The organism is Mesorhizobium sp. M1E.F.Ca.ET.041.01.1.1 (assembly GCF_003997355.1).
Taxonomy (GTDB): domain Bacteria; phylum Pseudomonadota; class Alphaproteobacteria; order Rhizobiales; family Rhizobiaceae; genus Mesorhizobium.
In genome coordinates this window covers 1-2,096 of sequence record NZ_RZSL01000828.1, presented here as the reverse complement: position 1 = coordinate 2,096, position 2,096 = coordinate 1, and the positions used below count along the sequence as shown (strand labels likewise).

5 protein-coding genes are annotated in these 2,096 nt (G+C 58.2%); 3 read left to right on the top strand and 2 right to left on the bottom strand.

Annotated elements, in window-relative coordinates:
• Positions 1-368: 368 nt before the first annotated feature.
• From EOA38_RS34735 to EOA38_RS34725, 3 genes are all read left to right on the top strand, one after another.
• A complete protein-coding gene (locus tag EOA38_RS34735; protein ID WP_127301351.1) occupies positions 369-557 on the top strand; it encodes a hypothetical protein in 189 nt (62 codons plus the stop codon).
• A gap of 470 nt (positions 558-1,027) precedes the next feature.
• The gene (locus EOA38_RS34730; RefSeq protein ID WP_127301350.1) at positions 1,028-1,246 is read left to right on the top strand and encodes a hypothetical protein; all 219 of its coding nucleotides are present in this window, start codon (positions 1,028-1,030) and stop codon (positions 1,244-1,246) included.
• A gap of 24 nt (positions 1,247-1,270) precedes the next feature.
• A complete protein-coding gene (locus tag EOA38_RS34725; protein ID WP_127301349.1) occupies positions 1,271-1,630 on the top strand; it encodes a DUF4236 domain-containing protein in 360 nt (119 codons plus the stop codon).
• On the opposite strand, the gene EOA38_RS39505 is transcribed toward EOA38_RS34725, so the two are convergent.
• Positions 1,617-1,772, bottom strand: a complete 156-nt coding sequence (locus tag EOA38_RS39505) for a hypothetical protein (RefSeq protein ID WP_189435119.1) — start codon at positions 1,770-1,772, stop codon at positions 1,617-1,619. The two genes, EOA38_RS34725 and EOA38_RS39505, sit on opposite strands and share 14 nt — an antisense overlap.
• Before the next feature lie 5 nt (positions 1,773-1,777).
• A partial coding sequence (locus tag EOA38_RS34720; RefSeq protein WP_210213012.1) for a hypothetical protein occupies positions 1,778-2,096 on the bottom strand: 319 nt, incomplete at its 5' end.

Below are 2,096 nucleotides of genomic sequence, written 5' to 3'. Positions count from 1 at the left end.
AAACCGGATCAGCGCTCGCCTGAATGGAGTAGATGAGGTCCGAATTCTTAGGTGTGAATAGGTCGATTGCTATTGGGACCACAATAACAAAAACTGAAACAACTGAGTTCAAGAGCGCGACGATCGATATCGTCCATGCAAGTGTGTACGGCTGAGTGTCTTTTTTTTCCAAACGAAGTCTCGACCCCCCACTGTCCGCCAGCTTTCTACCGATAGCACCCGATGCTCGCCGATGCCACAGACAGGGAAGCCCGCCAGCGCACGTTTCCCGTTTCCGCTGTCCTACACCGCCGAAACGTCCCGCTTGCTTTGGCGCTTCTCGCTGGGCCGCTGCAAGATGGCGTGATCAAAGAGGAAGGATCGAGCTAATGGCCAGGGAAGCCGACTATCAGGATGACGATATAGTGGTCACTTCGCACAACCCGCTGAAAGGCACATTGCTGCTGATTACAGATGACGACGAAGAGATCGAGCTACAACTCGACAAGGACAGCGCTGAGGCATTGATGAGCGCGCTGGGTGCCTTCCTGATGGAAGGCCTGGTTGGCCCCTTATAGCGACCCACCAGCGCGCGTTTTCCTCTCCGTATCTACTTCCGCCTTCGTCCTTATGGATGGCGTCCAGCTTATAACGGACGTGTTCTTCCTGCATTAGCAGGAGCGTATATTTTCCATCAGCCGGCGCCGAGTTTCTTTCTAAGTCCTCGCCGGTTAGGCCCGGCCGATCCATGGCCTCCTCGCTCCTCCTCGTCGAGGCCGCCGGGCCGCTCCCGATCTAGCCAAGCCCTGCCATCCGCTTTCGCTGCCCCTCACCAGCGCGCGTTCTTCGCCGCTGCTGTCCTTACTCCACAGAGACGTCCCGCGCGCTCTGGCGCTTGCCTTTTCGCCAGTCTCTCCGAGCTTGCTTCAGCTCTTCGGTCATGGCTTCGCCGCCCAAAAGCTTAATGGCCTCCGCTGGTGACAACGGCGAAAAACCCTGCTTCCATTTGAAGGCAGGGAGGGAGGATCGTCGAATGGCTAGATATCGAATGAAGACGCAGACGTTTCTTGATGCTCAAGGCGTCAAAGGCGCGTGGATGTTCGTGCTGGCACCGCTGGTACAGCTTGCGGCTTGGAGATGGATACCCAATCCAGTCGTCAGCGACATTGTCATGCTCGCCAGCGGAGCGGCATTCCTATTTGGTTTTGTGCTTCTGCTCACGGGGAGAGAGCAGCACAGCACGGTAGACGAGGTGAAGTCGGAATAAATCCCGAAACGGGGGGATGGATACATGGCATTCAGATTCAGGCGCACTGTTAAGATCGCGCCGGGGCTTAAACTCAACATCGGCAAGAAGAGCGCCAGCGTCCGAGTGGGTGGGCGAGGCTTCGGCCTGACATCCGGAACGACTGGAAGCCGCATCAGCGCCGGCCTTCCCGGCACGGGCCTGAGCTACTCGAAGAAGCTGGGCGGGCGGCAGGGCGGCCACGACAGCGACGATGCGCCCGAACAAAGATTGACCGAGGCCGAGCAGATCATACGAAGCCAAGGCCTATTCGTCCGGTTTATCTTCGGGGTGATCCAGTTTGCTGCTGGGCTGGCCATCATCGGCTTTCTCGTGAAGCTGTTCCAGGTCGCTAGTTCTCATTGAACACGCCGGCGAAAATCTCGGACAACTGATACGCCACCCTTTTTGGCGACCTCGCGAATGCCGAACCGATCAGCTCTTCGGTCATGGCTTCGCCGCCGAGCAGCTTGATCAGGACGGCAATTGCATTGGGACTTTCGGCCATTTTTCTCAGGCTCCTTCTTCCGCCAATTGCGCGACGGCACGTTGCAGGCTGTTCGGCAGCGTGTCGCGCAGCGCCAGCGCCGCCGAGCCGCGGCGAAGATTGGTGAAATGCTTGCCCGCCATGTCGATGATTGCGGTCGCTGTGATTTCCGGAAATTCGAGCGTCAGATTGATCGCCGCCAAAAGCTTGGCGTCATCGCGCTCGCAGGCGCGAATGATCGCCATGAAGTGCTTGTCGACGGCAGCAGCACCGGCTTTCTTGCCGATGGCAAAGCTCTCGGCGTAGGCCTCAGAATAGGCCACCATACGGGCCGCTGCGCATGCG